22 protein-coding genes are annotated in these 25736 nt (G+C 52.5%); 8 read left to right on the plus strand and 14 right to left on the minus strand.

What is annotated here, in order from left to right; all coding sequences use genetic code 11:
* Window positions 1-20 precede the first annotated feature (20 nt).
* The 5 genes from ACTU3N_RS06785 to ACTU3N_RS06805 form a co-directional block, all read right to left on the minus strand.
* Window positions 21-863: a hypothetical protein gene (locus tag ACTU3N_RS06785; protein ID WP_443085379.1), complete on the minus strand. Its 843-nt coding sequence runs from the start codon at window positions 861-863 to the stop codon at window positions 21-23.
* Window positions 860-1381 carry a hypothetical protein gene (locus tag ACTU3N_RS06790; RefSeq protein WP_443085380.1) on the minus strand — a complete coding sequence of 174 codons (522 nt, stop codon included), beginning with the start codon at window positions 1379-1381 and terminating at the stop codon, window positions 860-862. Before ACTU3N_RS06790 ends, ACTU3N_RS06785 begins: the two co-directional genes overlap by 4 nt.
* A 5-nt stretch (window positions 1382-1386) precedes the next feature.
* On the minus strand, window positions 1387-2076 hold the full coding sequence (locus tag ACTU3N_RS06795; RefSeq protein WP_443085381.1) for a fimbrial chaperone: 690 nt from the start codon (window positions 2074-2076) through the stop codon (window positions 1387-1389).
* Window positions 2069-4459 (minus strand): PefC/AfrB family outer membrane usher protein, encoded by a 2391-nt coding sequence (gene pefC / locus ACTU3N_RS06800; RefSeq protein WP_443085382.1) that lies wholly within the window; start codon window positions 4457-4459, stop codon window positions 2069-2071. The genes ACTU3N_RS06795 and pefC overlap by 8 nt, the downstream gene beginning before the upstream one ends.
* 66 nt (window positions 4460-4525) lie before the next feature.
* Window positions 4526-5041, minus strand: coding sequence for a hypothetical protein (locus ACTU3N_RS06805; RefSeq protein WP_443085383.1), 516 nt, complete (start codon window positions 5039-5041; stop codon window positions 4526-4528).
* 594 nt (window positions 5042-5635) lie between these two features.
* Here ACTU3N_RS06805 and ACTU3N_RS06810 point away from each other — a divergent pair.
* Window positions 5636-6481: an EAL domain-containing protein gene (locus ACTU3N_RS06810; protein ID WP_443085384.1), complete on the plus strand. Its 846-nt coding sequence runs from the start codon at window positions 5636-5638 to the stop codon at window positions 6479-6481.
* 65 nt (window positions 6482-6546) lie between these two features.
* On the opposite strand, the gene gltP is transcribed toward ACTU3N_RS06810, so the two are convergent.
* Window positions 6547-7860: a glutamate/aspartate:proton symporter GltP gene (gltP, locus tag ACTU3N_RS06815; RefSeq protein ID WP_443085385.1), complete on the minus strand. Its 1314-nt coding sequence runs from the start codon at window positions 7858-7860 to the stop codon at window positions 6547-6549.
* Between the two features lie 683 nt (window positions 7861-8543).
* Here gltP and acs point away from each other — a divergent pair.
* The 4 genes from acs to ACTU3N_RS06835 all read left to right on the plus strand — a co-directional run bounded on the left by acs (window position 8544) and on the right by ACTU3N_RS06835 (window position 14100).
* Window positions 8544-10502 (plus strand): acetate--CoA ligase, encoded by a 1959-nt coding sequence (gene acs / locus ACTU3N_RS06820; RefSeq protein WP_443085386.1) that lies wholly within the window; start codon window positions 8544-8546, stop codon window positions 10500-10502.
* A gap of 192 nt (window positions 10503-10694) precedes the next feature.
* Window positions 10695-11006 carry a DUF485 domain-containing protein gene (locus tag ACTU3N_RS06825; protein ID WP_443085387.1) on the plus strand — a complete coding sequence of 104 codons (312 nt, stop codon included), beginning with the start codon at window positions 10695-10697 and terminating at the stop codon, window positions 11004-11006.
* A complete protein-coding gene (gene actP, locus ACTU3N_RS06830; protein ID WP_443085388.1) occupies window positions 11003-12652 on the plus strand; it encodes a cation/acetate symporter ActP in 1650 nt (549 codons plus the stop codon). The genes ACTU3N_RS06825 and actP overlap by 4 nt, the downstream gene beginning before the upstream one ends.
* A 152-nt stretch (window positions 12653-12804) precedes the next feature.
* Window positions 12805-14100, plus strand: a complete 1296-nt coding sequence (locus tag ACTU3N_RS06835) for a Gfo/Idh/MocA family protein (RefSeq protein ID WP_443085389.1) — start codon at window positions 12805-12807, stop codon at window positions 14098-14100.
* A gap of 22 nt (window positions 14101-14122) precedes the next feature.
* Here the strand turns inward: ACTU3N_RS06835 and ACTU3N_RS06840 are convergent, their stop codons facing one another.
* Both ACTU3N_RS06840 and ACTU3N_RS06845 read right to left on the minus strand, forming a co-directional pair.
* Window positions 14123-14812 carry an LrgB family protein gene (locus ACTU3N_RS06840; protein WP_443085390.1) on the minus strand — a complete coding sequence of 230 codons (690 nt, stop codon included), beginning with the start codon at window positions 14810-14812 and terminating at the stop codon, window positions 14123-14125.
* A complete protein-coding gene (locus tag ACTU3N_RS06845) occupies window positions 14805-15215 on the minus strand; it encodes a CidA/LrgA family protein (protein ID WP_443085391.1) in 411 nt (136 codons plus the stop codon). Before ACTU3N_RS06845 ends, ACTU3N_RS06840 begins: the two co-directional genes overlap by 8 nt.
* A 100-nt stretch (window positions 15216-15315) precedes the next feature.
* Here ACTU3N_RS06845 and ACTU3N_RS06850 point away from each other — a divergent pair, with 100 nt between their 5' ends.
* Window positions 15316-16221, plus strand: a complete 906-nt coding sequence (locus tag ACTU3N_RS06850; RefSeq protein WP_443085392.1) for a LysR substrate-binding domain-containing protein — start codon at window positions 15316-15318, stop codon at window positions 16219-16221.
* Window positions 16222-16254: 33 nt separating this feature from the next.
* On the opposite strand, the gene ACTU3N_RS06855 is transcribed toward ACTU3N_RS06850, so the two are convergent.
* From ACTU3N_RS06855 to soxR, 4 genes are all read right to left on the minus strand, one after another.
* On the minus strand, window positions 16255-17904 hold the full coding sequence (locus ACTU3N_RS06855) for a Na+/H+ antiporter (protein WP_443085393.1): 1650 nt from the start codon (window positions 17902-17904) through the stop codon (window positions 16255-16257).
* Between the two features lie 151 nt (window positions 17905-18055).
* A complete protein-coding gene (ghxP, locus tag ACTU3N_RS06860; RefSeq protein ID WP_443085394.1) occupies window positions 18056-19405 on the minus strand; it encodes a guanine/hypoxanthine transporter GhxP in 1350 nt (449 codons plus the stop codon).
* Window positions 19406-19694: 289 nt separating this feature from the next.
* A complete protein-coding gene (locus ACTU3N_RS06865) occupies window positions 19695-20363 on the minus strand; it encodes a glutathione S-transferase family protein (RefSeq protein ID WP_443085395.1) in 669 nt (222 codons plus the stop codon).
* Between the two features lie 258 nt (window positions 20364-20621).
* Complete coding sequence (gene soxR, locus ACTU3N_RS06870) at window positions 20622-21086, minus strand: redox-sensitive transcriptional activator SoxR (protein ID WP_443085396.1); 465 nt, start codon at window positions 21084-21086, stop codon at window positions 20622-20624.
* A gap of 81 nt (window positions 21087-21167) precedes the next feature.
* On the opposite strand from soxR, the gene soxS reads away from it, so the two are divergent.
* Entirely contained in the window at window positions 21168-21491 is a 324-nt protein-coding gene (gene soxS, locus ACTU3N_RS06875) for a superoxide response transcriptional regulator SoxS (protein WP_443085397.1), read from the plus strand.
* Between the two features lie 5 nt (window positions 21492-21496).
* Here the strand turns inward: soxS and ACTU3N_RS06880 are convergent, their stop codons facing one another.
* Together ACTU3N_RS06880 and ACTU3N_RS06885 are read right to left on the minus strand one after the other, a co-directional pair.
* Entirely contained in the window at window positions 21497-23068 is a 1572-nt protein-coding gene (locus ACTU3N_RS06880; RefSeq protein WP_443085398.1) for an EAL domain-containing protein, read from the minus strand.
* Between the two features lie 328 nt (window positions 23069-23396).
* On the minus strand, window positions 23397-24758 hold the full coding sequence (locus ACTU3N_RS06885) for a GGDEF domain-containing protein (RefSeq protein WP_443085399.1): 1362 nt from the start codon (window positions 24756-24758) through the stop codon (window positions 23397-23399).
* 562 nt (window positions 24759-25320) lie between these two features.
* Here ACTU3N_RS06885 and ACTU3N_RS06890 point away from each other — a divergent pair.
* Window positions 25321-25602, plus strand: a complete 282-nt coding sequence (locus tag ACTU3N_RS06890) for a YjcB family protein (RefSeq protein ID WP_443085400.1) — start codon at window positions 25321-25323, stop codon at window positions 25600-25602.
* Window positions 25603-25736: the final 134 nt, after the last annotated feature.

The following is a 25736-nucleotide window of genomic DNA, read 5'->3' on the forward strand; positions in this document are numbered from 1 at the left end:
GGGGGGTTCCCCGCCCTTTTCTATAACCACCGCAGCGTGATATTCATCGTTGCTGTGTGCTGCCCAGGCGTAATCTGCTGCCGGGGTTTTACGCTCAGCAGACACTGGCGCTTATTTTGAGCCGGAGCCACCTCGCACTGCCCCTGCGACGCACTCCCTTGATGGCTGCTTAATGTAAGCATTTGTGCCGGGTCGGAGAGAATACGAAACTCCACGGCATACAAGGCCAGGTCGTTGCCATCAGACACGGTGATGTATTTTTCCAGATACACATTCTCCCCCGGTTCGAGCGTGACCTCCGGCGAATAACGCACCTGCACGGTTTGCGTCTTCTGCGAGATGGGCATATCCCAGCGCTCGTGCACCGCAATACCGGCAAGCGTATGCGCGTCGATAACCGTGCCCGGCGTTGTATCCGGCGGTACGCCAGCCGCCAGGTAAAAAACGCCGAGGTGCAAGGAGCTCAGAAAGTGGTTCCCGACCAGGTTAAAGGTACAGGTCAGGGTATCGCCCAGCGCTTGCGGCGGGAGCCAGTTGCCGCGCGCGTATTGCAGGTTCACCTTGGTCAGAATTGAGGCCGGCGTACTGGTTCCCGTTACGCTATCGTTTATCTGTAGCGTTCCCTGCCCGGCCGGTGCCACGGGCGAGTTCCACACCTGTTCCAGCCACGCGCCGCAGGCAATATGGCTCGAACGCTTCACCGCATCCGACTGCGTATTCAGGTTGACCGTAAACGTCCGCGTCCCGCTGCCATTTGGCGCGATTTCAACGCGCGAGATAGTTATCTGGTCGGTGGTTTCCCATGCAGCATGGCTGGATGCGATAGCGCAAATTGCTGTAATAAAAAGAAGAAGCACTCTCATAGCAGATACACCACATCAAAGCGAATGGCTGCCTCAACCAGCCCTTTTCTGTCGCTGGCATGCACTTCTGTGACGGGCGTCAGCGTACATTCCCGGTGTAGCTCCGCCATTTGCCCCACACAGAATGCATCGTTTTCGCTCCCGCTGAGTTTGATTTTGCGGTTATCTTCCTCCTCCAGCCACAACAGTGTTCCATTGGGTACGCCGCCGCTCACCATCTCCAGCTGGTCTTGCGCGGGTCGCAAATACCCTTTCACAAGCGTGGCCTTAAGCCCCGACCTGACGGGATTATCACAGAACCATTTCACGGCAAACGGCGCGTGTCTTTTCTGTTGCGTCGCGGGGCCAGTCGTCAGCTGTCCGAGGTAATACTCTGCCGGCACTTCCAACCGACAGGTTGGCGCGGGGTTGTTGACTCTTATTGTGACCACGGCAGAGGCGGATTCACTGGCCTGCGCCGCTGTGCCGAAGCAGGCAAGCCCGCCCGCCAGCAAAAGGGGTGTTAATCGTGCCCGCATCGTTTTCAGTTCAGCGCCCAGGACTGAACGCCTCCCCAATCATTCACCGCATTGACGCTAATCTTCCCGGAAACAGAGGTGCCGAGAGACACTTCACTAAAAGGCGCCAGGCGGGCGATGGCCGACGTAGCGCTGGCGGGCAGTTTGACCGTTTTACCGTTGCTGGAAACGCTGGCGATAGCCATATAGTACGGCGTCGGGTTTTTAAGCCAGGTAGTCGCGCCGCGCTGTTCAATCTGCAAGCGTTTTTCCGCATCCTGACGCTCGCCCGCGATGGCTTTCGGGCGATAAAAGAGCTTAACCTTTGTATTCATCGCAATCGCCAGCACGTTGCCATCTTTGGCATCGGGTTTTGGCGGCACTTCCTGCACATTCAGCCAGAACAAGGATTCCCGGTCTTTTGGCAGCGATTCATTCACCGCCATAATGCGTACAATCTGTTTATTTCTGGCATCAACCTTAAAGAAAGAGGGCTGCGGCACCAGGTAAACCTGGCTTTTTTGCATATCGCTGTTTTCAACCCACACTTGCCCGCCATAGGTTTGCTCAGCGTTATTCGTCACCTCAAAGGAGATATTTTTCTTACCTTCCTCATAAATGAAGCGCGTACCGTTGAGCGTAAACGCCGCCATCGCCTGAGCACAGGCCGCAAAAGTGAACGTGGCGGCCAGTATGGCCTGAGTCAATTTATTCACACCGAACCTCCTGAACCTTGTTGGTGTTAGCGTTAAGAGAGTTTGTCGGGATACGGCACTGGCTACCGTCGCCCTTTTCAATCGTGAGCGTTTTCGGTGCGGCCAATAGATTCATAAGCAACACACCTTGATTTGAGATAAAACCCGCGCTGAGCTTCTGTTCGGTAAACGCATTCCCGCCGGTGAGCACATTGCCTTGCGCATCCTTCACCAGCAGGATGTAGCGCAGCACGGTATTGAAATCGAACTGCCGGTAAACGAGGGCTTTTTCTGTTGGCACCACGTTGTAGGATGTCGTCTGTAATTCCAGGCTGTCGGGAATATTCTCCATATCCACGCTGATGATGTTTTCTGCGTATTCCGACAGCGGAACCACGGCGTAACCGTTTTTGTTACTGGGCAGCGATCCGTTAAACGAAACGTCAGACATACCGGGAACAGCCACAATCCCCAGCGTGTCAGACGACTCTTTGCTGAACATCAGGCCCGTTTTGCCGCTCGCCAGCACTGACCCATTGAAGCTGGCAGAGAAACCGGTCTGCTTGCGCTCTTTCGATAGCGACATATTGGTCTGCACCGCATCGAAGGTGTAGCTTGCAGAGGCCGACATCCCACTGCTGCCTTGCTCACCGACATTTGCGTTAAGGCTGTAATTCAGCCGCTTGTTCACCATGGCAGAGACCCCGTGATTCAGGGCATATCCGCTGCTGCGTGAATAACTCAGCGCGCTGTTGCTATAGTGCCGCGTTCCGCCAAAGGTAAAAGGCACGCTGACGCTTAACGACGCCGAGAGATCGGGGCGGCGCTGCTCAGGGGTTTCGCTATAACCCAGGTTCATAAACAGTGTGGTATCGCCAAACATGCTGGTACTGAGCGAGGCGCTCACGCCTGTGGCATGTTGTTTTATCCCCCAGTAATCCTGCCGCCACCAGCTACCACTGAGCCAGGTGTCATTGATGCGATGCGATAAACGTGCCTCATAGCGCGACTTCGCCTTGCCATAAGACTCATGGTTACTCCCATCGAAATCGGCAAATTCGACGTACCCAGGCCCGGTATAACGGCGGGCAGAAACCTGCAGATCGCTTCGCTCGGTAAAACTCCAGGCGTACTTCACTTTCACGCTATGACCTTTATGCTCCTGGCCATTGTCATAACGCGCTTTGGCAGCGTTGCCGCTGAGTGAAATCGCGCCAGGGAAACCAACGGTTTGCGTGATGCCAAGCCCGGTGTTCTGGTAGTCACGATGCCAGACGCCGGCAACGCTTAATGTCAGCAGGTCAAAACCGTAATCCACGCTGCCAAGCCAGAACAGGCCACTATCTTCTGTAAAAGCGTGCTCTACCCGGTTGCTGGCAACCTTTTGCCCGACTGCGGTGTTGTAATGAAACTCACCCGCACGCAAGAGTGTTGGCAGCGTGCCGACCGGGTACACCGTTTTGGTGATATGACCGCTTTCATCTTCTACTGTTACGACAAGCTCGCTGTTGCCGCCGGGTTTTAAATCATCCAGTACGTAAGGGCCTGCCGGGACGATTTTTGAATAAATGGTGTAACCGTTCTGCATCACCGTGACGCGCGAAGGCGACGGGGCGACGCCGCTGATCCGTGGCGCATAGCCGCGCAGCGCCCAGGGGCGCATTTTATAGTTGGAGCGTAATAACGCGCCGTAAAAGTTAAAATCATCAAACATATCGGTGCGAACCTGCGCCTCACCGACAAATAAGTCGCCCTGCACCTGGCTAATCGCGGTGGAGAGTGTCAGCGTGCTGGAAGATATCGAGGTTCGGCTATCCGTGCGCGATGCATTAATATTGCCGAACAATACCCAACGGCCCATATTGATAACGGGCGCAATATTGCCGAAAGCGGCAATTTGCCCACTGGCTGTTTTATTCAGGTTGGCATAATAGTTCAATCGCCCGCTATTAATACCGTAGTCCCAGCGCTCCGGCGCTGTTTCTCTGAGCAGCCAGGCTTGTGGTATTTTAAATTCCAGCGTCTGCGCGCCATAATTAAAGCTTACCTGGGTGTGTGATTCTTCATTCAGAGCGTAGCAATCTTTGCTTTTATCATAAACCGATAAATAATTTTGCCTTTTAAAGAGCACACCGGCATGGGTTAACCACTGTGATGAAAAACAGATACAGTTATTCGCTTGTTCCTCTGCGCTAATATTTAAATCGACGCGGCCAATGTTTTTATTATTGACCTTCACATCGACCGAATATTGCCCTTGTGGATATTGCGTACTGGTTTTTAATATTTCAGGAACCGTGGAGATCCCCTGTAAAAAATCGAGGTTTAATTCTGTAGCGACACAACTTTCGCAATATAACCACAGCGAAATTAACGATAATGCCGGTAGCCGACCGCGTACCAACGCACCTCCCCCATTGATGCAAGCGCAGATAACGGATGGCGAGGGAGCCGCTCCCCCGCCCGGTGATTATTTGTAGGTGACGACATAAGCCGCCGCTGAGCGAAAGTCTCCCACTTGTTCTTTACCGTGTAATGCAGCGCCGAAGCGGAAACCTTCCTGCGTTACTTTGTTGGCTTCAAATTGGACGGTATTGTTAGATACGGTTACGTCCTGTTCATTATTACCAGAGCTATTTAACGTTTTTAAATAAACGACAGCATCCGACGCAGAGCCTGACTGTGCTGCTAACCCTTCGCCATTAAACGCGCCCGCCCAGGAAATTTCGGCAATATTACTGCTGGACAAGCTTGTGCAGTCATCAGGATTTTTAGCTTTTAACGTAAACGGTATATAAGAACCTTTTGTATTCTTTTTTACCGTCCCTAATTGTACCAGCCCGGTAACGGAGCCATTAACTTCTACCGCCAAATCACAGGTCGTTTCAGAAACGTTGCCAAAAAAAGAAACTTCACCGCTGGAGGCCAGCGCCGTTCCGGATATCATCGACAACCCAATAAAAGAATTGATAATAGATTTTTTCATTTATATTCCCAGTTCAATTAACAGGTATAAAGATATCTGCCCCTGCGTTCACAGAGCATAAAATTTGACAAAGTCAAAATAGATTAGAAATGGTTAACAGTTCAGAAAAATTAACTCCTTAATATACCCAAAATAAAAAAGAGATTATTCCGGGCGCGCAATTTAACTTAAAATTTCAAAATTTAAAAGAAAGACCTGAAGATTAAAGCGCTAACTAACGATTATCTTTACAAGTCATTGGCTGGGTTTTCGATAAAAACCAGGAATAACATTCAAAAAAACACAGGAATTAAGAATTTTATATCGTTTTATTTTTAATCGTAAATTAATTAAAACACATAATAATCAATAAGTTATTATATAAATCATGAAAAAATAATCCGTTTGAAATGATACCACGTAGAAATGAATGAAAAGCAATAATTTACGAATTAACTAACAAGCATAAAATTCACACCATACTAACAACTGCGGATACAGAAATAGCCACGTCTGGCGCCATAAGAGATATGCTATAATAGCCACACAGCGAAAATGGATATCGCATAAAGGCGGGACGGCCATTATCAGGAGTGATAATAAATGGCGAGGGATATGTTGAAGCGGAGCACGCGGCCCATTAGCCGGGTGATGAAAACACTTGTTGCCCATGTTACCCGGTCAGGAGGTGAGCCTTCGCCGCTGGAGGCGTTAAAAACCGCTATCGCGCGCGGAGAGTTTGAACCCTGGTTCCAGCCAGTCGTATCGTCGGATACGCGCGAGTGCTGCGGCTGTGAAGTCCTGATGCGCTGGCGTCATCCGTTAATGGGTATCATCCCGCCTGAACAGTTTATCCCCCTTGCTGAGTCCTCCGGGCTTATTGTTCCGATGACGCAATCGCTGCTAACGCAGGTTCAAACTATCCTCTCGCCGCTGGGAAACCAGCTGCCGGATAATTTTCACGTCGGGGTGAATATCAGCCCTGAACACATCACCCAACCTCACTTTGTCGACGAGTGCCTGAGCTTTGTTGCAGCCTTCCCGCCGCAAAAAATTAAGCTGGTACTGGAGCTGACCGAGCGCGATAAGATGCCGATGCGCGAAGAGATCAAAGCGCGCCTTAAAACCCTTAAAAAAGAGGGCATCCTGTTCGCGCTTGATGATTTTGGTACCGGTTATGCCACGCACAGCTACTTGCAATATTTCCCGGTTGATTTTATCAAGATCGATAAATCCTTTGTGCAGATGCTGGATGTTGACGAGATTTCAGGCCATATCGTCGAGAATGTCGTGGATCTGGCGATAAAGCTTAATATCAGCGTCGTTGCAGAGGGTGTGGAAAACGAACAGCAGGCTGCGTTTCTGGTGAAAAAAGGTGTGGAATTTTTGCAGGGTTTTCTCTTTTCCGCCCCGCTGACCAAAGAGCTATTTATTAAAAACTGTTTAACACCAGAAAAATAAGGCGCAGCAATACGTCTTATGCACCCATAAAAAAATCCCTCCTTTATAAGGAGGGACTGAGAGGCTTACTGATCGGCTGTCTTATCGAATTTTCCGAGCACTTCGCGCTCGTAAGCCAGCGCTTTTTTACGGTCGAACTTGTGCTCCCACTTGGCAATCACCAGCACCGCCAGGGCATTACCCACCACGTTTAGCGCGGTACGCGCCATATCAAGGATACGGTCAACACCGGCAATAAACGCAAGGCCTTCCAGCGGGATCCCCACACTACCCAGCGTTGCCAGCAACACCACAAAGGAGACGCCCGGCACGCCCGCAATCCCCTTAGAGGTCACCATCAGAGTCAGCACCAGGATGATTTCCTGGCCGATGGACAGCTCAATACCGTACAGCTGCGCGATAAAGATAGCGGCAATACTCTGGTAAAGCGTGGAGCCATCAAGGTTAAAGGAGTAGCCGGTCGGCACCACAAAACTGGTGATCGAGGCAGGCGCTCCGTAGGCTTCCATCTTCTCAATAATACGCGGCAGCACGCTTTCAGAACTTGCCGTGGAGTACGCCAGAATCAGCTCTTCTTTCAAAATGCGAATCAGGATCCACACGCTCAGGCCGCAAAGGCGCGCCACTATGCCGAGCACCACCAGCGCAAAGAAGATGATGGCGAAATAGACCAGAATCACCAGCTTAGCCAGCGGCCAGAGCGAGGCAAAACCGAAGTTCGCAACGGTCACTGAAATCAGCGCAAACACCCCAACCGGCGCATAACGCATCACCATATGGGTGACTTTAAACATGGTTTCAGAGATAGAGCGGAACACGGTGACCAGCGGCTCGCGGTGCGTTGCCGGTAGCGACGAAAGCCCCAGACCAAACAGCACCGAGAAGAAGATAACAGGCAGCATATCGCCCTTCGCCATCGACGCGACGATATTGGTCGGCACCAGCGATAAAATCGTCCCCATCAGGCCGTGAGCGTGACTTTGCACTTCCGCGGTAGTGCTTTGATATTTCGAAATATCCACCGTCGCCAGTTGCGACATATCAATACCTGAGCCAGGCTGGAACACATTCGCCAGCGTAATACCCAGGATGATAGCAACCGTAGTGATCACTTCGAAATAAATAATGGTTTTCGCACCGATACGACCAAGCTGTTTCGCATCACCTACACCTGCGATCCCGACAATTAACGTAGAGATAACAATCGGTACCACGATCATCTTGATCAGATGGATAAAAATATCCCCTGCCGGAGACAGAAGATTTACAACCAGCCATTCGCGGCTGTCGCTGTGATAATGCAGATAACTACCCAGAAGAATACCCAGCACCAGGGCCAGCAATATCTGCCAGGCCAGGCTGACTTTTATGTTTTTCATAACTACAGACATCCTCAATGAAGCGCCTTCCCATGCTCGGGAACGACACATACTGAAAGGGTATGATTAGCGTCGCACGGTATTGCGGGGTTTTTTAACGCGCATTATCAGTATCATTTGCAGGGTATAGCGCGCAACCCTATACGGGGAGGGGGTTTGACTGAATTTTTACATAAAAACCGCCTTTTATTTCAGTTAAGTTCAATAAGTAATTGTTATGGAAAACTTTTCACTAAGACGAATTCCAATAATCCTTATTTGAAATTATTCACTGCTTACTGTTCATTTGCGCGCTTTTTGTCCAGCCGAATCGGATTTTACCCGCCCTTTGACTAAAAATACGCCCCTGCTTTTCATGAGGGAAAGGAATGGTTGAATGCATAAATAATGATATTGCTATCAATTCATCTGGCGTTTATTTCACCACGACACCATAACGCACAAGCCCTGCTTATGAAAAGTAATCAAAGTCAGAACTAACATAACTTGCTGTTATGAATAATTTTTATTGTTCCACATTGCTCTTCGCCGCGTTTTTATCTCTTCGCATTTCTTTTCCGGCTTTTTCATTCCATGCAATTAATGCGTGATCTATCGCGCAAATAGTAAACAAAACGCGCTCCGGCACTACTATTAACTATTATGTGACATATTATTAACATCTTACAAGGAGAGCAAATGCCATGAGCCAAATTCATAAACATGATATTCCCGCAAATATTGCGGAGCGCTGCCTGATAAACCCGGAACAGTATGAAGCTCAATATCAACAATCGGTCACCGATCCGGATACGTTTTGGGGCGAGCAGGGCAAAATTCTCGACTGGATAAAACCGTATACGAAGGTCAAAAATACTTCTTTTGCGCCGGGTAATGTGTCGATTAAATGGTACGAAGACGGCACGCTGAATCTGGCGGCCAACTGCCTTGATCGCCACCTGGTCGAACATGGCAACCAGCCTGCAATCATTTGGGAAGGTGATAACGCAAGCCAGAGCAAAATCATCACCTACCGTGAATTACACCGTGACGTCTGCCGCTTCGCGAATGTGTTAGTCGATTTAGGTATCAAGAAAGGCGATGTGGTGGCGATTTACATGCCGATGGTGCCGGAAGCAGCGGTCGCCATGCTGGCCTGCGCCCGTATCGGCGCGGTGCACTCGGTTATTTTTGGCGGCTTCTCGCCGGAAGCGGTGGCCGGACGCATTATCGACTCCAACGCACGCCTGGTGATCACCGCCGACGAAGGTGTTCGCGCCGGGCGCAGTATTCCGCTGAAGAAAAACGTTGATGATGCGCTGAAAAACCCGCATGTCACCAGCATTGAGCACACCATTGTTCTCAAACGCACCGGTGGCAATATTGAGTGGCAAGAAGGCCGCGACCTGTGGTGGAACGCTCTGATGGAGAAAGCCAGCGACCAGCACCAGCCCGTTGAAATCGGTGCCGAAGATCCGCTGTTTATCCTCTATACCTCAGGCTCCACCGGTAAACCCAAAGGCGTGCTGCACACCACCGGCGGCTACCTGGTTTATGCCGCGTCCACCTTTAAATATACCTTCGATTACCATCCGGGAGATATCTACTGGTGTACCGCAGATGTCGGCTGGGTGACGGGTCACAGCTACCTCCTGTACGGGCCGCTGGCCTGCGGTGCGACCACGCTGATGTTTGAAGGTGTGCCGAACTGGCCGACTCCGGCGCGCATGTGCCAGGTGGTGGATAAACACAAAGTTAATATTCTTTACACCGCACCAACCGCGATCCGCGCGTTGATGGCGGAAGGTGACAAAGCCATCGAAGGCACAGATCGCTCTTCCCTGCGCATTCTTGGCTCCGTCGGCGAACCGATTAACCCGGAAGCCTGGGAATGGTACTGGTCGAAAATTGGTAACGGGAAATGCCCGGTCATTGACACCTGGTGGCAGACCGAAACCGGCGGCTTTATGATCACGCCGCTGCCTGGCGCTACGCAGTTAAAAGCCGGCTCCGCGACGCGCCCATTCTTTGGCGTGCAGCCGGTACTGGTGGATAACGAAGGCAACCCGCAAGAAGGCGCAGCGGAAGGTAATCTGGCGATTATTGATTCCTGGCCTGGCCAGGCGCGCACACTATTTGGCGATCATGAGCGCTTTGAGCAAACCTATTTCTCCACCTTTAAAAATATGTATTTCAGCGGCGACGGCGCGCGCCGTGACGAAGATGGCTACTACTGGATAACGGGTCGCGTGGATGATGTGCTCAACGTATCGGGCCACCGTCTCGGTACCGCCGAGATTGAATCGGCGCTGGTCTCACACCCGAAAATCGCAGAAGCGGCAGTGGTGGGCATCCCGCACAATATCAAAGGCCAGGCCATTTATGCCTATGTCACCCTTAACCACGGCGAAGAACCGTCGCCGGAGCTTTACACCGACGTGCGTAACTGGGTACGTAAAGAGATTGGCCCGCTGGCAACGCCAGACGTACTGCACTGGACAGACTCCTTGCCGAAAACCCGTTCCGGCAAAATTATGCGCCGTATATTGCGCAAAATCGCGGCTGGCGATACCAGCAACCTCGGCGATACCTCAACGCTTGCCGATCCTGGCGTGGTGGAAAAACTGCTCGAAGAGAAGCAGGCGATCACGATGCCTTCATAAACCTCACCTCACCCCTCTCTGGTGAGAGGGGAAAAATAACAAACCCTACACCCTCCCCCAAGGATTTCGTGTTGCAGGAAGGCAGCAAATCAGTACCTCTCCGGTCACAGAGCAACAGTGACCGGGGCGGGCAAGTGCGGCCAACAAACCTGCGGCACAAAAAACGCAGGGGTTACTTCTGGAGAAACTGCGATGAATAATATTTATCAGCAGATAGAAAACAGTGCGCATTTCAGGGAGTTAGTCGAAAAACGGCAACGGTTTGCCTTTATCCTGTCCATCATCATGCTGATTGTCTACGTCGGCTTTATTTTATTGATCGCTTTTGCTCCCCAGTGGCTCGGCGCACCGCTGCATGCAGGAACCAGCGTGACGCGAGGCATACCTATCGGTATTGGCGTGATTGTTATCTCTTTCTTGCTAACGGGCGTCTACGTCTGGCGGGCAAACGGTGAGTTCGATCGCCTGACAAAAGTGGTTATGAATGAGGTAAAGGCATCATGAAAAAAGTCCTGACGGCGCTTGCCGCCACGCTTCCCGTTGCCGCGAATGCCGCCGATGCCCTGACCGGCGCGGTAGAACGCCAGCCAACAAACTGGCAGGCGATTGTGATGTTCGTGATTTTTGTGCTGCTGACCCTCTATATCACCTACTGGGCGTCAAAACGCGTGCGCTCGCGCAGCGATTATTACACCGCTGGCGGCAACATTACCGGCTTTCAAAATGGGCTGGCCATCGCTGGCGACTTTATGTCTGCCGCATCATTCCTCGGTATTTCCGCACTGGTTTACACCTCCGGCTACGACGGCCTGATTTATTCGCTGGGCTTTCTTGTCGGCTGGCCGATTATCCTGTTTCTGATTGCTGAGCGCCTGCGCAACCTGGGGCGTTATACCTTTGCGGACGTCGCGTCCTACCGGCTGAAACAAGGCCCCATCCGCACTCTCTCTGCCTGTGGTTCGCTGGTGGTGGTCGCGCTCTATTTGATTGCGCAAATGGTTGGCGCAGGCAAGCTGATTGAACTGCTGTTCGGCCTTAATTATCACATCGCGGTGGTACTGGTTGGCGTGTTGATGGTGCTGTATGTGCTGTTCGGCGGGATGCTCGCCACCACCTGGGTACAGATTATTAAAGCAGTACTGCTGCTGTTCGGCGCAAGCTTTATGGCCTTTATGGTGATGAAGCACGTTGGCTTTAGCTTCAACAATCTGTTTAACGAAGCGATGGCGGTACACCCGAAAGGCAATGCCATCATGAGCCCTGGCGGACTGGTTAAAGATCCTATCTCCGCGCTTTCCCTCGGGCTTGGGCTGATGTTTGGTACCGCCGGGCTGCCGCACATTCTGATGCGTTTCTTTACCGTCAGTGATGCTCGCGAAGCGCGCAAGAGCGTGTTCTACGCCACCGGTTTTATGGGCTATTTCTACATCCTGACCTTTATCATCGGCTTTGGCGCGATTATGTTGGTCGGCGCAAACCCGGCCTTTAAAGACGCGGCGGGGCAGTTGATCGGCGGCAATAATATGGCTGCGGTACACCTTGCCGATGCGGTCGGCGGCAATCTGTTCCTCGGCTTTATCTCAGCCGTCGCATTCGCCACTATCCTGGCTGTCGTGGCCGGGCTGACGCTGGCGGGTGCCTCGGCGGTTTCGCACGATCTCTATGCTAATGTGTTCCGCAAAGGTGCCACCGAGCGTCAGGAGCTGAAAGTGTCGAAGATCACCGTGCTGGTGCTTGGCGTGGTGGCGATTCTGCTCGGCATCCTGTTTGAGAACCAGAACATTGCCTTTATGGTCGGTCTGGCCTTCTCAATAGCCGCCAGTTGTAACTTCCCGATTATTCTGCTCTCCATGTACTGGTCGAAACTGACCACCCGTGGCGCGATGATCGGCGGCTGGCTGGGGCTATTAACCGCCGTGATACTGATGATCCTCGGCCCCACCATTTGGGTACAGATCCTCGGTCACGCCGCTCCGGTGTTCCCGTATGAGTACCCGGCGCTATTCTCCATTGCGGTGGCGTTTATTGGTATCTGGGTTTTCTCAGCCACCGATAACTCTGAAGCGGGCAATCGCGAGCGCGAGCTGTTCCGCGCGCAGTTTATCCGCTCTCAAACCGGCATCGGTATTGAGCAGGGTCGCGCACATTAACCTTCTGCCCCGGTCAGGAATGGCCGGGGATCACACTTTCCCCTTCTGCCTGTATCCATCTTGCGCCATCGCGCTACAGTATCCAAAGCAAAAATGAAACATCGTTTTTAATACATCAATACGTTAATTCATTTATGACTTGCGAGGATGCGATGAAGAAATATGCTCTTGTGGGAACAGGCGGGCGCTCCGGGTTATATATCTCCGCCATCGGCGGGCAATGGCGCGCAAACGCGCGGCTGGTGGCGTTTTGCGATACGAACCAGACGCGTATGGACTACGCCAACACGCTGTTACAACAGGCAGGTGCTGCGCCGGTGAGTACCTGGAAAGCGGCTCGGTTTGAAGAGATGATCCGCGAAACGAAGCCGGACGTTATTATCGTCACCACGATGGATCGCACCCATGACGATTACATTGTGCGGGCGTTGCATGCGGGTTGCGATGTCATTACGGAAAAACCGATGACAATTGACGAGCAGCGCGCGCTACGCATCCTGGATGCGATTGAGCAAACCGGGCACACGGTACGGGTAACGTTTAACTATCGTTACGCGCCGCATCACAGCAAAGTGCGTGAACTACTGATGAATGACACCATTGGCGAAGTCTATTCGGTGCATTTTGAATGGCTGCTGAATACGGAGCATGGCGCGGATTATTTCCGCCGCTGGCACCGCGAAAAGCGCAATAGCGGCGGGCTGCTGGTGCACAAATCCACCCACCATTTTGACCTGATGAATTTCTGGCTTGGCAGCTATCCGCAGCGCGTTTACGCCGAAGGCGCTCTGCGCTTTTACGGTAAAGAGAATGCCGAGAAACGCGGCGTAACGCATTTCTACCCGCGCGCTCACGGCTACGCCGCAGCAAAAGACGACCCCTTTGCCCTGCATATGGCCGACAATCCACAGCTTAAAGCGCTCTATCTGGATGCGGAGCACGAGGATAATTACTGGCGCGATCAGAGCGTATTCAGCGATGGCATCACCATTGAAGATACTATGTCGGTGCTGGTGAAATACCAGAACCAGTGCCAGCTTAGCTACTCGCTAAACACTTATCTGCCCTGGGAAGGTTTAAACGTTGTGTTTAACGGCAGCCGCGGGCGGCTGGAGATGAAACTGGTGGAGAAATCCTACGTGAATGCGGGCGGCGATCGTGAGAACGAGGGCAGCCTGCAACAGTGTGATCTCACCGTGTTTCCGCTGTTTGCCGCGCCGTGGAAAGCAGACTTCACCGTAGGTGAAGGCGGGCACGGCGGCGGCGACAACGCCATGCTTGCCGATCTATTTGGCGAACCGGGCAACGACCCGCTGCACCGCGCGGCCGATCATCGTGCCGGCGCGATGTCTATCCTGACCGGTATCGCCGCCAACCTCTCCCTACAGCAGCAGCGCCCGGTGAACTTCAGCGAGTTTGAACTGATAGCCCGCCTGAAAGCGCAGTAACACGCGGCCACAGCGCGGGGCGCTAGAACAGCACCCGCGCGACCAGCGGCGCAGAGAGTACCATCAATACGCCGGAAAGCATCATCACCAGGCTTGCCACTACGCCCTCCTGCGGCCCCAGCTCATAAGAGCGCGCCGTTCCCGCACCGTGCGACGCCGCGCCAAACCCGGCACCTTTCGCCATACCCTCGCGGATAGCCAGGCGCAGAAACAGCAGATCGCCAACCGCCATGCCAAACACGCCGGTGACCACCACAAACAGCGCGACCAAATCCGGCTGCCCGCCCAGCGGCCCGGCGGCAGCGAGCGCAAACGGCGTCGTCACGGAACGCACCGCCAGGCTGCGCTGGATCTCATCGGATAAGGTAAACAGGCGCGCCAGCCAGACCGAGCTGGTGACGGCCACCACCGTTGCGGTGAGAACGCCCGCGCTCAGCGACATCCAGTGGCGGCGAATAATTCCCAGGTTTTCATACACCGGCACAGCAAAAGCGATCGTGGCCGGGCCTAATAACCACATCAGCCAGTGCGACTCGCCCATATAGTTCTGATAAGAGATATGCCCCAGCGCCAGCATCAACACCAGCAATAGCGGGGTAAACACCAGCGGCATAAACGCCAGTTTATGAAAGCGCCGATACAGACGTTGATTGAGGAAGTAACACACCAGCGTCATCACCAGGCACAGCACGCTTAGCCAACCGTTATTCATCTTTCAGCCTGCTTAGCTCAAAGCGGTAAATTTTATCCACCACCCAGGCCGTCGCCCCCAGCACCATCAACGTACTCAGCGCGATAACGGCAAAAATACGCCAGCCGTCCACCAGCAGGAGCTGGGTATAATTCACCACGGCCACCACCGCCGGAACGAAAAACAGCAGCATTTCCGCCAGCAGCCAGCGCGCGCCCGCACGTACCCAGGCAAGCGGAATGATGCGGCAAACAATCAGCGCCAGCATCAATACCATACCAATCAGGTTCGCCGGGAGGGGAAGGTGTAACCACTGGACAAGATATTCGGCAAAAATAAACATCACGGCATAAAGCGCGACCTGAGCCGGAACGTGTAAACGACGTACAATGGCAAGCGATATTCGCTTTGATGCCATGTCCATAATGGTTTCCTGTCAGTTGAGTCGATGGGCATTATAGTGAGCCTCTTTGTGCTGCAAAAATGAATTAAACTCATCGCAGGCATAGTCTGAAGGAATAATCATGGACATAAGAACGCTGCGCTATTTTGTGGAAGTGGTTCGCCAGCAAAGCTTCACCCGCGCGGCGGAACGGCTCTTCGTCACCCAGCCCACTATCAGTAAGATGCTGAAAAACCTGGAAGATGAGCTGGAGTGTACGCTTATTATCCGCGACGGGCGCAAACTGCTGCTGACCGATACCGGGCAAGTGGTGTTTGAGCGCGGTGTTGCGATCCTGGCGGAGTTTCACCAACTTAAGGCGGAACTTGCAGACATCAACCACCTCGACAAAGGCACCCTGAGGCTCGGTATACCGCCGATGGTGGGGATGCTGATGGCCGGGCCAATCAGTCTGTTTCGCCAGCGCTACCCTGGCATTGAGCTGAAAATCGCAGAGTTTGGCGGCTTAACGGTACAGCAGGCAGTAATTAATGGCGAGCTGGATCTCGCCATGACGGCGCTGCCGGTTGAGGAGGAGAACGGTCTGGCGACGCTTGCCTTGTTCAGCCATTCGTTGTGCGTACTGGTGCCGCGTACCGACGCGTGGCTGGCCTGCGAAGCGGTCACCCCTCAGATGCTCGCCGAACACCCGCTGCTTATTTACAACGAAGAATTTTCGCTTAACCGCCAGCTGATGCAGCTATTTAACCAGCATGGCGTAAAACCGCGTATCGCGGTGCGCAGCGGGCAGTGGGACTTTCTGGCGGCTATGGTGCAGGCGGGCGTTGGTATCGCCATCCTGCCGGAGCCGGTGTGCCAGCGGCTGGATAAAAACGCCCTGCTCTGGCTGCCGCTGCAAAGCGACCTGCGCTGGCAGCTTGGGATTATCTGGCGTGACGGAGTTTACCTGTCGCACAGTGCGCAAGCCTGGCTGGCCTGCTGCGAAGCGTTCTGGCTAAAAACGGGAGAGGCCACGCCGCTCCCCTGATATGGGGCGGGAAAACCCGCCCCCGGAAGGCAACTACTTGTGATGCTCGACCAGCAGGCTTTCCAGCAAATCGAGATCGTGGAGCATTTTTTGCAGCGTCTCATTGCTAATTTGGCGTGTAGCGCGCAGGTGGTACAGCTCGGCCCGCTCGGAACGCAGCGCCGCCAGACGGAAGCGACGCTCCAGGTTCTCTTCCAGCTGCGAGCTTTCAGCATCGTTGCGCCCGTCAGCGCGGCGGCGCAGGTTACCAATCACCCGTGAACTCACCTCGGTCAGCAGCTGGTTATCGATATTCTCCTGCGCATCTGCCGCCAGGCGTTCTTCCATTTTCTGGATCGCCACGATAGCCACTTCAGCCGTTACCGAACGCGCCAGGCGCTCCTCTTTTATCTGCTGCGCGCTGTCGCGCACTTCCACATGCTGGAGCAGGCGCGGCAGCGCAATCACCCCGACAAACAGCGAGAAGAGGATCACCCCTGCCGCCAGGAACACCAGCTCATAACGCGCCGGGAAGACGTCGCCAGAAGGTAAAAGCAGCGGAATGGAGAGCACACCGGCTAAGGTAATCGCCCCGCGTACGCCTGCGAAAGTGGCGATCAGCAGCTCGCGATCGCTCCAGGAGGCGAACTCCATCGGTTTTTTCTTCAGGAAGCGGCGGCTTAGTCTTTTCATTGTCCACAGCCAGCCGAAGCGCACCACCATCAGCGCCAGGTAAATCATTACGATATCGACAAACAGCATCCAGGTTTCAACGTTCGGATCGGCTTCCGCCGCCACCAGAGAAGACTCCAGAATGCCCGGTAATTGCAGGCCTAACAGCAGGAATACCATGCCGTTAAAGACGAACTCCAGCATCGCCCAGGTACTGTTGGCACGCAAGCGCATGGCCAGCGGCGCGGTACGCATCACGCCGGAACGGGTAATGGTCATCCCCGCGGCGACCGCGGCCAGGATGCCGGAAAAACCGATATGTTCCGCAATCAGATAAGAGGCGAACGGCAGCAGAAACAGCAGAACAATTTGCGTGGCCGGTTCATCACCGCCCCAGCGGCTAAGAAAGCGTAGCGAACGCCCGTAGAGCCAGCTGACGACAAACCCGGCCAGCAGCCCGCCGATAGCGACTTTGAAGAACTCCACCGTCGCGCCGCCCACGGTAAAGACCATGGTGCCCATCGCAACGGCAACGGCAAACTTCAGCGACACCAGACCAGACGCATCGTTCATCAGCGCCTCGCCCTGCAAAATCCCCATGATTTTTTTAGGAATTCGCCCTTCGCCAACGATACCGGAAAGTGCGACCGCATCCGTCGGCGATAGCACGGCAGCCAGCGCAAAAGCGGGCACCAGCGGTATGCCAGGCACCAGCCAGTAAATCAAAAAGCCGATGCCCACGACGGTGACAACCACCAGCGCCAGCGCCAGACCGAAGATCTCTCGCCCATGCTCCAGAAACTCACGCGTGGGGGTTTTCCAGCCGTCGGCAAACAGCAGCGGCGGAATAAAGAGCACCAGAAACAGCTCCGGGTCGAACTCAACATGAAGCCCAAAGGTTGGGAAAGCGAGCAGCGCCCCGATGGCGATTTGCATCAGCGGTAGCGGAATTTGAAACGGCAGAACACGCGTGACAACGCCTGATAGCGATACCACGAGCGTCATAATCAGTATGGTAAAGAAAATTTCCATGCGTTCCCTGTTTGCAATGAATGTGTTTTTTATAGTGGCTTCAGACCTGAAACCAGAATATTCAGCTTAACGCAAAGGAACAGGGATGTGTGTAAAAAAAAGGGCTGAAAATCCAGCCCATTTTGCCGCTATTTCCAGGCATAGCGCGGGATTAAATCGCCCAACCGCCTGCATAGAAAGCAACCAGCGCCACGGCAATCACCACGGTGCCGATGTTGAGTTTGCGCCACTCGCCGGACACCACGCGGCCAATCACCAGCGAGGCAAAGCCAATCATGATACCGGTGACGATATTGCAGGTCAGCACGATAAACACCGCCGTAATCAACCCTGCCATCGCATCGACAAAATCGGAAAAATCGATTTTCGCCACGTTGCTGAGCATCAGCAGGCCAACGTACATCAGCGCAGGTGCCGTTGCATATGCCGGGACAAGATAAGAGAGCGGAGAGAGGAACAGGATAAGCAAGAACAGCACGCCAACGGTGATTGCCGTCAGCCCTGTCTTGCCGCCCGCCGCCGTACCGGCTGCCGATTCGATATACACCGCCGCAGGCGCCGCGCCGACAATCCCGGAAAACACGCTGCTCAGGGAATCGGTCGTTAGCGCTTTGCCGCCGTCAATAATCTGGCCGTCTTTATCCAAAAGATTAGCCTGACCGGCTACCGCGCGAATAGTCCCGGTGGCATCAAACACCGCCGTCATCACCAGCGCCAGCACGCTTGGCAGCACGATAGGGTTCAGTGCGCCCATAATATCCAGGCTGCCAATCAGCGAGTTACCGTTGCCGTCGCTCAGCGAAGGCATGGCGAAAATACCGGAGAAGTGCACCGCCGGGTCAAAAATCAGCCCGACAATAGAAACACCAATAATGGTCAGCAAAATGCCGCCCGGCACTTTCAGTTTTTCCAGCCCGATAATCACCGCCAGACCGACCAGCGTCATAATGACCGGGAAACTGGCGAAATGGCCGAGCGCAACCGGCAGCCCTTCCAGCGGGTTTTTCACCACTAAACCCACGCCGCTGGCTGCAATCAGCAGCAGGAACAGACCAATACCAATGCCGGTGCCGTGGGCAACACCTTGCGGCAAGTTGCGCAAGATCCAGCTACGAATACCGGTCGCAGAGATAATGGTAAACAGCACGCCCATCAGGAACACCGCGCCAAGCGCAACCGGCACGCTTATCTGCTGGCCGAGCACCAGGCTAAATGCGGTGAAAGCCGTTAACGAGATTGCGCAACCGATAGCCAGCGGCAGATTTGCCCACAGCCCCATCACAATCGAGCCAAGACCGGCAACCAGGCAGGTCGCCACAAACACAGCAGCAGGAGGGAACCCTGCTTTACCCAGCATGCCAGGCACAACGATGACCGAATAGACCATCGCGAGAAAGGTGGTTAAACCGGCAACGATTTCCTGACGAACCGTGCTGCCACGGGCGGAAATTTTAAAGAGTGCGTCAAGCGAACCGTTGGTACGCGCAGAAGGCGTAGACATAGAAAACATCCCCTGAGAATTTTATCGTTCGTTGACATGCGCGGTGGACAGTCCCCTGCCGGTTAAACATCATCTCCCTGTGCAGCGTTGTGGCAAGGCGCCACAAAAAAGCAAACGTTTAACTTCGCGCAGACAACGGTTGGTCAAAAAAAGCAAACGATTATCCAGCGTTTGGATAACGCTTTTCAACTGAACTTTGCCGCTTTGCCCCAAAATTTGCTCAAACAGGTGATGAAGCTGCGCAAACGTTACCGCCGATGCGCAACTTTGCAACATTTGCCGCTGATTTTTAGCCGCCAGGCAGATCAAAAGGCCCGCCCTGCACCACCGCGCGTTGCCAGGCCGGGCGCATTTCCACACGTTTTTTCCATGCCCGCAGATTCGGCAGGTTTTCCACGCCGCCGCGCGCAAGCAGGGCGAAAACCGGGAAACTCATCTGGATATCCGCCATGCTGAGTTGGTTTCCGGCAAACCAGATGCGTTGCGCCAGTTGTGACTCAATAAAATGTGCATGGGTTTCGATTTGCTGCCTGAGGTAGGCTTTCTCCACGCCTTTACCGAGCATTTTACCGATGCTGCGCACACCAAAAGGCACCGGTGGCTTGCCGAGACTTGCAAAGACCAGCTTCAGCAGCAACAGCGGCATCAGCGAACCTTCTGCGTAGTGTAACCAGAAACGGTAATCCTGCTTTTGCGCCGCTTCCTGTGGTTTAAAGCGCTGTTGAGCGTCGTAGGTTTCCTGCAAATATTCCAGAATCGCCCCGGACTCGGCGATGACCAGACCATTATCTTCAATAACCGGCGATTTACCCAGCGGATGAATTTTTTTTAACGACGCGGGTGCAAGCATCGTTTTTTCGCGCTGATAGCGCACTATCTGGTAAGGCACGCCCAACTCTTCTAATGCCCAGAGCACGCGCTGCGAACGCGACTGATTGAGATGATGCACCGTTAGCATAGTTTTCTCCCGCTGAGATAGACTTGTTAACTATAGTCGTCAGCGCCAGCGAAACGGGAAAGAATTCAAAAAAATAGCGCAAAAAATGAGCAATTCTGATTTGATGGCCTATACTAAAAGTGTCAGCGCAATCCGGAACCTCAAAATTAGCTGAGGCGTGTTGATGTCGGGGGAAACCCTCCCGTATCGTAGCGGGATAGAGAGAAAGACAAAGACCGGGAATGACTAAAGCGCCCCCCAACGGGCGCTTTAGTTTTTTTAAAGCGAGTCGTCTTCCAGCAGGCGCGCGCCGGTGCCGAGTTCCCCGAGCTTGTCGCCAGGGTTACGCAGCGGGCAATCACTGCGCGAAAGGCAGCCGCAGCCAATGCAGCCGTCCAGTTCATCACGCAATGAAACCAGTGTATGAATGCGGCGGTCCAGTTCTTCCCGCCACTGGGAAGAGAGCTGCTTCCACTCTTTTTTACTCAGCGTGTGCCCCTCCGGTAATACGCCGAATGCCTCGCCAATAGTCGCCAGTGGAATACCGATACGTTGCGCAATCTTAATGATCGCCACATAACGCAGCACGTCGCGCGTATAGCGCCGCTGATTGCCCGCATTACGTTTGCTTTTAATTAAGCCTTTGCTCTCATAAAAGTGCAGCGCCGAGACGGCAACGCCGCTACGCTTCGCCACTTCGCCCGGCGTGAGCAGCGCTTTAATACGCGGCGGTCTCTTTTCCATAAATCCTCTTTACCTCAAGTTAACTTGAGGAATTATACTCGCTCCCAGACAAAATGACGAATCGCGAAATGAGGAAGTAATATGTCCCATCAGCAAATTATTCAGACACTTATTGCATGGATTGATGAACATATCGATCAGCCGATGAACATCGATGTTGTCGCCAGAAAATCAGGTTATTCCAAGTGGTATTTGCAAAGAATGTTCCGCACCGTGATGCATCAAACGTTGGGTGACTATATTCGCCAGCGCCGCTTATTACTGGCAGCAGAAGCACTGCGTACTACGAAGCGCCCTATTTTTGATATTGCGATGGATTTAGGTTATGTCTCACAGCAGACATTCTCACGGGTATTTCGCCGTGAATTCGACCGCACGCCCAGTGATTATCGCCATCAGGCATGAAAACATTATTTCAGGGAAGGAGGCTGCTGCACCCAGCGTTTAAATTCCTGCGGCGGCAGCGCTCTGGCGAAATGCCAGCCCTGGCAAAACTGAACGCCGCGTTTTAATAGCCAGGCCACTTGCTCCGCCGTTTCCACCCCTTCTGCAATAATCTTCAGGCGCAGGCTTTGCGCCATCTCAATAATATGCTCAGCGATCAAATGGCTGGTGCTATTGGTGGTTAAGGTATCGATAAACGATTTATCAATCTTCAGGATATCCACATTCAGTGAATAGAGATTATGCAGGTTGGAATAACCGGTACCAAAATCATCGATCGCCACTTCATATCCGGCCTGGCGAAATGCCTGAATAACCGGCGTGGTTTTCGGCACGTCAATAAACCCCCGCTCGGTCACTTCGATTTTTATTTGCTCGGCGCGTACGGCATGCATTTTGGCTTTATTGGCGATCAACGAAATCAGCCGTGAGGAGTGAAAATCAGCGGCGGATAAATTAATAGAGATGTAGATATGCGGCACGACTGCGAGAAAATCACCGAGGTCGCTAAACACTTCGTCGACCACATAATCGGTAATGCTTTCAATCATGCCCTCTTTTTCTGCCAGCGGGATAAATTCCGCCGGACTCATCACCGGGCCGTTAAAACCAGGCCAGCGTAACAATGCTTCTGCGCCAACACATTTGCCATTTTTGATATCGATAATCGGTTGGTAATGGAGCTGAAGCTGGCGCTGCGATAATGCCCGGTTGAGCATACGGCGAGGAGAGTGAAATTCCCGCCGTGTTCGTGACCACAACAATAAAATAATCAAACTGCAAACCAGGCCCAGCGGCAGCGTAAACGTGACCTGATGCCAGAGCGAGATAAAATAACGGTCGTTAGAGGTTGAAACAATGATGGCGATGGGCCGCTTAGCCGAATGCGCGATGGTGTAAACGCGTTTTTCTTGCTGAAAGGTTGACTCTTGCGAGCGGATCAGTTGCGAGAGCATCGCTCTATCAGCCTGGCGGCTGGCGGAAAAAAAGGACCCGGTAAGCGTATCGTAAATAGCGTAAGTCAGCGCATTATCGTCACTGGCCACATCGCTGTAAGTAAGAGGATTAATTATCGCAACGTAATTGCCCCGGCGCATATAGACCATTTTATAACCTGCATAAAAAGGTGTATCCCGATAGTAATAAACGGCGAGATCAGGCTTGCGTTGATACTCAGCAGGGGAAATGACATACGGGTTGGCGGGTGTGAAAATAGTGGAGCATAAAAAGGAATCACCGTGCGCATAAATTAAATCTGCCAGATATAAGCTGCCGCGCACAATATTAAGCATAGCGGCGCGATGCTGTGGGGAACACATTTCACCGTGATATTTCTCAGCCGCCTGGCGCGCGGTATTCACTTGCTGGATGACCACGTCTGTTTTATCCAGCGCCTGCTGAGCAAATGTGCGAAGTTGCGTGCCTGTTTCATTGACGGCCCGCAGATGCGCAAACCATAGCGATAGCATCACCGGCAGGAGCACCGCCAGCATTACCCCGACGACTCTGAGCAGCTTGCGTCGCACGCTATGATTCATGTTCGCCTATATCCCTGCAATGATTGTGCCTGTTAATGAGTGGCAGGTTGTTTTGATAAACAGGTGATTACGTTGCATGAATCATACGACATTAGCAACTGACTTTTCTCGTTAAAAAGTTAATATCTCGTGACGGCTCCCATAACATCCCGTAAGCCAAACATAAAATGTGCCCGTGGTTTATATTAGGTGGAATATTTATCCATCTCTGCACCCCTTTTTTTGGCTCTCGCAACAGAGTATCGCTAATTAACCTAAACCAGACGAAGAATAAAAAGCTGCGGCTCTTTTGCACTATTTTTCCGGTGCCAGAGAACCTCTCTTTTATTTATGAGAAAGCGCTGGCAACCACGGTTTTACTGCGCCCGTTACGCTTTGCTTCATACAACGCGTTATCAGCAAGCGTAAGTAAAACTGAACTGTCCTGCCCTTCACCGTTCACGAAAACTAAACCCGCGCTAAAGGTTAAGGTTATTTTTTCGTCGTCACGGCAAAGCGGAGTTTGTAATAATGCCGCGCGAAGTTTATGACTAAAACGCAGCGCCGTTCGCCGACGAGTGCGCGGCATTAAAATCAGAAATTCCTCACCACCTAAACGCCCAAATACATACGCCGGCTCGCTAACCTCACGAACCTGCTCGCAAAAGTGTACCAGCGCCGCATCGCCGGTCTGGTGTCCCCAGCGATCGTTAATGCTTTTAAAGTGATCGAGATCCAGCATTAACAGGCTGAAATGGCTGCGGGTATCGTTCGGCAGGCAGAGTTTGAGCGCCTCTTTAAGCTGACGCAGAAGTGCGGAGCGATTGTAGCAACCGGTGAGTTCATCGATGGTCGCTTTCATCGTCAGCTGCTGCTCCGCTTTTTTACGCTCCGTGATATCCATTCCAATACTGAGTATTGAGTTATCGGGTAAAAGAATGTTTGACCACAGCACGGTGAGCGGCTGCCCATCCCGGCGGATCGGATGCCATTCGTGCATGTCCACGGTCGCCGATAGATTAACCGACGCGCGAACACGCTGGCGCACGCCTGGGTCAGGGTAAAATAATGCTAATGGATCGGGCTGCTGATTAAGCTCTTCCAGCGTCCAGCCAAATAAGCGCTCGCACTCGCCATTCCATAATACGCAGCGGTTGCTTTTATCAAAAGAAGTCATCAGCACCGGAGCGCGATCAAATAATGCTCTGTATTGTGTGATAATACGCTGAAGCTCTTTCGCAGTACGATCTTTTATTATTATTTCAGCCAGATAATCCTTTAGCTTTTCAACCAGTATGACGACGATGTTTTTCATTACAGTTAACGAAGTCAACGGTTCGGCAAAAGCCAAAAAGAAATAGCCACTGAGATTGGCCTGTTGCAAGTGTAATTTACACAGAATGCCGCTCTGTAATTTATTCGCGCGGTTAGCATGGGCCGGAAAGAGTAAGTTTCCGACATTTCGCCGCCAGCAAATAACGCGCCAGGCGCGCTGCTGGCGATGCATGGGCAGGTGTTCAATAAAGCGCTGTGCGGCGCTTAACGTGCACGTCGCTTTCCCTGCGCTGGCAATCTGCGCTACGCCATCTTGTTCGACAATCACCCACGCGAGACGCGCGCCTAAAGCGGCATTGATCGCACGCAGGATCTCTTTTAACGTACGTTGCGCGGTAAGCCACGGCATGAGTTTTGCCAGAACCGCCAGCGCCACTGCTCCCTCCTCTGGAGGAAGAGGATTTTCTTTTTTCATATTTTATCATTCGCAGGTTATTAAGTATCTGTTTGTACCTGCCATGATTTATTCAGGAAGTGAAAAATAGCTTTTAGGCTGTTTAGCCATTACGCGCTTTAACAATAAAAAAGAATTACAAATAGGCCACCAGAGAAATATATCAAGAAAGATCAACCCCCTGCACTATCATTAGCAGAATTAGCAAAACCCTGAATAAGCATAATAGACGATTTTCACATCTTAAATATGCTGAAAATTAGGCTGCTATTTATCATATTTTCCTATCACAATGAATTTGCGCGTAATAATCCTTGAGAAAGGAAAATATATTTATCTGAAAATAAGGATATATCGTTCAGGAATAAAAGGTGCAAAAACAGCGCAGAGTGCGTTTTTCATACTGGAGAATAAACATACAAATGTGATATAGTTCACACATTAATGAAACAGAAATCTATGTTTCATTATGTTGTGTCTGCGGATACCTGCCGTTCGTGCATCGTCTTATCCGCCCCGGAATTTGTTCGTTGAGGATGGTTTCATGGCTACCTTTACCGCCAGCATGGTGCTTCTGCGCTGGCAGTTATTGAGCGCAGTATTGATGTTTATGGCCAGCACGTTGAATATCCGTTTTCGTAAAGCTGATTACCTTGGGCTTGCCGTGATCAGTAGCGGCATGGGTTTAGCAGCAGCATGCTGGTTCGCCACCGGCTTGCTGGGTATGACGACGTTAGATTTATCTACTATCTGGCATAATATAGTCGAGGTAATGATTGAGGCTTCGCAAAAAGCCCCGCCCGACTGGCCAATGGTTGTTACCTGATAGTTTTAAAGCGCCTGCGGGCTAATGCCGGTCACTTAAGGTGACCGGCATTGTTTTTAACAGGATATTTCGGCCTTTTTTGCCTCACTTCCCTTTCATATTCCCGTTCCCTCCTCGGCGGTAGTTTCAGCATC

This window comes from Vagococcus sp. WN89Y, assembly GCF_052220145.1.
In the GTDB taxonomy this organism is placed as follows: Bacteria; Pseudomonadota; Gammaproteobacteria; order Enterobacterales; family Enterobacteriaceae; genus Kosakonia.

What these genes read in the sequence shown, in the direction of transcription:
- soxR (WP_443085396.1), bottom strand. Translation starts at nt 21,086, where the DNA reads ATGGAAAAGAGACCGCCGCGTATTAAAGCGCTGCTCACGCCGGGCGAA.
- ACTU3N_RS06785 (WP_443085379.1), bottom strand. Translation starts at nt 863, where the DNA reads ATGAGAGTGCTTCTTCTTTTTATTACAGCAATTTGCGCTATCGCATCC.
- gltP (WP_443085385.1), bottom strand. Translation starts at nt 7,860, where the DNA reads ATGAAAAACATAAAAGTCAGCCTGGCCTGGCAGATATTGCTGGCCCTG.
- ACTU3N_RS06840 (WP_443085390.1), bottom strand. Translation starts at nt 14,812, where the DNA reads ATGAATAACGGTTGGCTAAGCGTGCTGTGCCTGGTGATGACGCTGGTG.
- ACTU3N_RS06835 (WP_443085389.1), top strand. Translation starts at nt 12,805, where the DNA reads ATGAAGAAATATGCTCTTGTGGGAACAGGCGGGCGCTCCGGGTTATAT.
- ACTU3N_RS06825 (WP_443085387.1), top strand. Translation starts at nt 10,695, where the DNA reads ATGAATAATATTTATCAGCAGATAGAAAACAGTGCGCATTTCAGGGAG.
- ACTU3N_RS06810 (WP_443085384.1), top strand. Translation starts at nt 5,636, where the DNA reads ATGTTGAAGCGGAGCACGCGGCCCATTAGCCGGGTGATGAAAACACTT.
- ACTU3N_RS06790 (WP_443085380.1), bottom strand. Translation starts at nt 1,381, where the DNA reads ATGCGGGCACGATTAACACCCCTTTTGCTGGCGGGCGGGCTTGCCTGC.
- ACTU3N_RS06845 (WP_443085391.1), bottom strand. Translation starts at nt 15,215, where the DNA reads ATGGACATGGCATCAAAGCGAATATCGCTTGCCATTGTACGTCGTTTA.
- acs (WP_443085386.1), top strand. Translation starts at nt 8,544, where the DNA reads ATGAGCCAAATTCATAAACATGATATTCCCGCAAATATTGCGGAGCGC.
- actP (WP_443085388.1), top strand. Translation starts at nt 11,003, where the DNA reads ATGAAAAAAGTCCTGACGGCGCTTGCCGCCACGCTTCCCGTTGCCGCG.
- soxS (WP_443085397.1), top strand. Translation starts at nt 21,168, where the DNA reads ATGTCCCATCAGCAAATTATTCAGACACTTATTGCATGGATTGATGAA.
- ACTU3N_RS06855 (WP_443085393.1), bottom strand. Translation starts at nt 17,904, where the DNA reads ATGGAAATTTTCTTTACCATACTGATTATGACGCTCGTGGTATCGCTA.
- ghxP (WP_443085394.1), bottom strand. Translation starts at nt 19,405, where the DNA reads ATGTCTACGCCTTCTGCGCGTACCAACGGTTCGCTTGACGCACTCTTT.
- ACTU3N_RS06890 (WP_443085400.1), top strand. Translation starts at nt 25,321, where the DNA reads ATGGCTACCTTTACCGCCAGCATGGTGCTTCTGCGCTGGCAGTTATTG.
- ACTU3N_RS06880 (WP_443085398.1), bottom strand. Translation starts at nt 23,068, where the DNA reads ATGAATCATAGCGTGCGACGCAAGCTGCTCAGAGTCGTCGGGGTAATG.
- ACTU3N_RS06865 (WP_443085395.1), bottom strand. Translation starts at nt 20,363, where the DNA reads ATGCTAACGGTGCATCATCTCAATCAGTCGCGTTCGCAGCGCGTGCTC.
- ACTU3N_RS06805 (WP_443085383.1), bottom strand. Translation starts at nt 5,041, where the DNA reads ATGAAAAAATCTATTATCAATTCTTTTATTGGGTTGTCGATGATATCC.
- ACTU3N_RS06850 (WP_443085392.1), top strand. Translation starts at nt 15,316, where the DNA reads ATGGACATAAGAACGCTGCGCTATTTTGTGGAAGTGGTTCGCCAGCAA.